Source organism: Erwinia sp. B116 (assembly GCF_002865965.1).
GTDB lineage: Bacteria > Pseudomonadota > Gammaproteobacteria > Enterobacterales > Enterobacteriaceae > Erwinia.
This window is the reverse complement of the sequence record NZ_JRZZ01000001.1, coordinates 1-4,263: the sequence shown is the minus strand read 5'-3', so window position 1 is coordinate 4,263 and position 4,263 is coordinate 1. Positions and strand designations below refer to the sequence as shown.

Here is a 4,263-nt window from a genome sequence, read left to right as displayed (position 1 = left end):
GTGTAGCCCAGCGCGCGCGCCGACTCAAGAATATCCTCCGGCAGTTTTTGCATCCCCGCCAGCACGTTACGCATCAGGATCAGCAGGGAGTAGAGCGTCAGCCCGATCACCGCCGTGGTGACGGAAAGCCCGGTCCACGGCAGCAGCAGGATAAACATCGCCAGCGAGGGGATGGTAAACAGCACGCCGCTGACCGATATCAGCGGCGCGGCGAGCGACGGCCAGTGAATGCAGACCAGCAGCATCAGCGCCGTCAACAGCGTGCCCAGCGTCAGCGACAGCGCCACCATCTGCAGATGTTCGAGGAACAGCTGACCGATCATCGCGGCGTTGTCGGCGATCCATTGCCACTCAATCATGCCGGCCACCCGTATGTTGCTGCAGCGCGGCGCTCAGCAGGCTGCTGTCGAGCACCCCGGCGTAGCGGCCCTCTTCGGTAACCCTTACCAGCACCCCCTGCGGCGCGCTGAGCAGATCGTTATAGGCGTGCAGCAGCGACTGCTCATCGCGCACCAGCCGCAGCGACGCCGGCTCATCGCTGTCCTGCCAGCGCAGCGGACGGCGATCGCCGTCGAGCACCAGCACCTGCTGCGCGGTCAGCAGCGGGAACTCGGCGGGGAGCCGCCGTCCGTCAGCGTCGATCAGCGTAACATCATGGCGCGGCAGATCGCCGACCCGCAGCCTGCCCAGCCGCTTGAGCGCCGGCTCCGGCCCGATAAAGTTGCGCACGAAATCGCTGGCCGGGTGCGACAGGATCTGGTCCGGGGTAGCAAACTGCGCGAGGATGCCGCCTTCCTGAAAGATGGCGATGCGGTCGCCCAGACGAATGGCTTCGTTGATATCGTGGGTGACCAGGATAATGGTTTTGTGCAGGCGGGCCTGCAGCGCCAGCAGCTCTTCCTGCAGTTTTACCCGCACCACCGGGTCGATCGCCGCAAAGGGTTCATCCATCAGCAGAATCGGCGGATCGGCGGCCAGCGCGCGGGCAATGGAGACACGGCTCTGCTGGCCGCCGGAGAGCTGATGGGGATAACGTTTCAGCAGCAGCGGATCCAGCGACATCAGCGTCACCAGCTCGTCAATACGGCGGCTGATGGCGCGCTTATCCCATTTCAGCAGCCGCGGCACGGTGGCGATATTCTCCGCCACCGTGCGGTGGGGAAACAGCGCCGGGCTTTGCATCACAAAGCCGATTTTACGTCGTACCTGAATAATATCCGCCGTTGAAAGCGGCTCCCCCTGAATATAGACTTCGCCACCGTCCGGAACGTCGAGGCGGTTGATCATCCGCAGCGTAGTGGTTTTGCCGCAGCCGCTGGGGCCGACAAAGGTGCAAATTTCACCCTGATTGATGGTGATATTCAGTGAGTTGATGGCGTGTCGGGCATTGCCGGAATAGGTCTTGGTGATATTTTCCAGTCGAATCATAATGCCTCAGCATTTCAGCGATACCGCGCGGTCACATGCTTTTCGGCAGGCTCACACTTATTTTTTAAAATTTCCCTGCCAGCAGTATGGCATGGCCGATATTCATCACAAATTCAACATCCGGGAATAGAATTCATAAATAACACTAAGATTAACAGAATTAATTATAATATAACCTGGTGGGTTTGGTTATTAATCGACGGAAAAAACAGCTATCACGCTGATTTTACTACTGACTATGAACGGGAAGAGGGCTATATTTTTCCTGCCCTTACGCTGGCAATGTCGGTACAGTTTACAACCAGATTCAGTTTTGAAAAGCCTGACCTGGCTTCGTTCAGGAGCGGTTTCGCGGGTTTTACCTCCCCTGTGGCTTTATCACAATCGGTAACGATCGCTTATTGAACGCACATCCGATCGCGTAGCTCATTCGACGCATAATTAACCCGCTCAAAGAAAAATTTTTCCACGCTGACAGCCGGCTGCCCGTGAAGCAGTTACTCACAGAGCGGTAAAACGGTCTTACCCATCAGCGGCGATAACGATCGGCTCTGAAAGCCTCTGACTTTATATAATTGGCATTATATAAAGTCAGGACAGCGGTCAGAATTCCAGGTACTATAGGATCCGGTAACGATCTGGCTGGGATCACCGATTGACTCCGCAATAGCCGCCTGGTAACGCTAGCGTTTACCAGCAGCCTTTTCCGGCCGATAGTAGAAAGCGGGCTTAACTGGCCCGCACACTCTGACAACGCTACGTGAAATCTGCAGGGTAACCACCCTGTTAATTTCGCAGAATTCACGTAGCGCGATCTCGTTTTACATTGAGGTTATAACGCCCAATATGAGCAATATTGTAGCGAAAGAGAGTCATTTTCTGACCACCCTGCCCGGCGACGATCTGCGTGCCCGGCTGGAAGCCTTTGTGGAAGATAAGGACGCCTTCTCGCCGAATACCTGGCGGCAGCTGATGAGCGTGATGCGCATCAGCCTGCGCTGGGCGGAGCAGAACGGCCGGCAATTTTTCCCGATGTCTTCCACCGACCTGCGTGACTATCTTAACTGGCTACAGGCCGGCGGACGTGCGTCCTCCACCGTCGCCACCCACGCTGCGCTGCTGGCGACGTTACACCGTAACGCTGGTCTGGTGGCGCCGACTACGTCACCGCTGGTCTTTCGTACGATAAAGAAGATTAACCGCAGCGCCGTCGTATCCGGCGAGCGTACCGGCCAGGCGGTGCCGTTTAAGATGACCGATCTGCAAATTATTGACAGGTGCTGGGCCGGGTCGACGCAGTTGCAGCAGGTCAGGAACCTGGCCTTTCTGCATCTTGCCTACAATACCCTGCTGCGCGTCAGCGAACTGGCCCGCCTGCGGGTGCGCGATATCAGCCGCGCGGCGGACGGGAGAATCATTCTCGACGTGGCCTGGACCAAAACCATCGTACAAACCGGCGGACTGATCAAAGCGCTCAGCAGCGCCTCATCCCGTCGCTTAAGCGAATGGCTAACGCGATCCGGGCTGGCCGCCGAGCCGGATGCCTTTATCTTCTGCCCGGTACATCGCTCGAATAAGGTGACGATCGCTACCGAGCGCCCGCTGAGCCTGCCCGCGCTGGAAGCCATCTTCAGCCAGGCGTGGCGGGAAGCCGGCCCTGCCACCCCGGCACCGGCGAACAAAGGCCGTTACCAGGGCTGGAGCGGGCACAGCGCCCGCGTCGGTGCCGCCCAGGATCTGGCCGGTAAAGGCTATTCGGTGGCGCAGATTATGCAGGAAGGAACCTGGAAAAAACCGGAAACGTTAATGCGCTATATTCGTAACGTTGATGCGCACAAAGGGGCGATGGTGGACTTTATGGAGATGCAGTAATACCGATATATTATTGTGATCGCTACAGGACTCGTACTTGTCAGCTCAGCTTAAAGCAAATATGCCAACAGGTTAACTATATCAGCCCGCCTTACACAGAGCGGGCTTTTCTGCCGTTGCTGACGGGCTGTTCAGCTATTACAAGCCTGCAGCACTCAATAACGGGTTATCTGATTCACCCTGTGAACCACCGCTTTTATAAGCATTTAACAGCTCGCCTTTTTTCGACCATTCAAAAATTGCGCTTTCATTAACGTTAGGCATCAGCGGCAGGCCGGCAATTTTAGTGTAGTTATAAGTCCAGATCTCTTTGCCGTTCACTTCCGCTTTTTTAGGTGGGTTGCCAATCGCCTGTACTACTTGATCCTGCGTCGTTTTTCCCTTTTGGAACTGTGCCATCTGTTGCGCAGAAACCTGAGTTCCAGACTTATAATCAAGGGCTGAACAGCCACTTAGCATCGATGCAGAGAAGACAAGAGCGATAATAATTTTCTTATTCATGATAACGTCCCGAAAGTAAATCCCATATTAAAATTTCGAAATGATATTAACCCAAGTAACAGGCCTTTTCACGATTTAAATGACTACTATCCCTTTCACACGAAAGTTAGGTCATTTGGGGCGAAAAAATGAAATCACGGAAGTCGAAAACCTTCAGTTAAATTACTTTTAAATAAGAATATTCCTATAAACCACGCACAGGATCCATCCATGAGTCAATTTAGACCCAACAGGACCCTTACGAGCTCATTATTACCTTATGAAATAATTTAGAAGAGTAACTGTAGTTTTTCGCTCCATAAGTCAAATTATCTATCCGGCTACCAACGAAATCTTTAAATAGCTCTTCCAGGAGAAAGTCCTGCGAAAAATATGTTGGCCATACTAATAAGAAAAAGAGCCCTTCGGTTTCCCGAAAGGCTCTTTGTAAAAGCGCTCGTGGTGCCCGAGTCCATCAGTTAT

Annotated in this window: 4 protein-coding genes; 1 reads left to right on the top strand and 3 read right to left on the bottom strand. The window is 54.2% G+C overall.

Annotation, left to right across the window (positions count from 1 at the left end; all coding sequences use genetic code 11):
- Positions 1–359, bottom strand: a 359-nt coding sequence (locus NV64_RS23750; RefSeq protein ID WP_233208893.1) for an ABC transporter permease, incomplete at its 3' end; no start/stop codon positions are given.
- On the bottom strand, positions 352–1,428 hold the full coding sequence (locus tag NV64_RS00015) for an ABC transporter ATP-binding protein (protein WP_101505004.1): 1,077 nt from the start codon (positions 1,426–1,428) through the stop codon (positions 352–354). The genes NV64_RS00015 and NV64_RS23750, both read right to left, overlap by 8 nt.
- Before the next feature lie 846 nt (positions 1,429–2,274).
- On the opposite strand from NV64_RS00015, the gene NV64_RS00010 reads away from it, so the two are divergent.
- On the top strand, positions 2,275–3,300 hold the full coding sequence (locus NV64_RS00010) for a tyrosine-type recombinase/integrase (RefSeq protein WP_056237876.1): 1,026 nt from the start codon (positions 2,275–2,277) through the stop codon (positions 3,298–3,300).
- Between the two features lie 138 nt (positions 3,301–3,438).
- Here NV64_RS00010 and NV64_RS00005 read toward each other — a convergent pair whose 3' ends face one another.
- Positions 3,439–3,801: a hypothetical protein gene (locus NV64_RS00005; RefSeq protein ID WP_072166392.1), complete on the bottom strand. Its 363-nt coding sequence runs from the start codon at positions 3,799–3,801 to the stop codon at positions 3,439–3,441.
- Positions 3,802–4,263: the final 462 nt, after the last annotated feature.

Excerpts from the sequence above, each read along its gene's own strand:
- NV64_RS00015 (WP_101505004.1), bottom strand. The coding sequence starts at position 1,428 with ATGATTCGACTGGAAAATATCACCAAGACCTATTCCGGCAATGCCCGA.
- NV64_RS00010 (WP_056237876.1), top strand. The coding sequence starts at position 2,275 with ATGAGCAATATTGTAGCGAAAGAGAGTCATTTTCTGACCACCCTGCCC.
- NV64_RS00005 (WP_072166392.1), bottom strand. The coding sequence starts at position 3,801 with ATGAATAAGAAAATTATTATCGCTCTTGTCTTCTCTGCATCGATGCTA.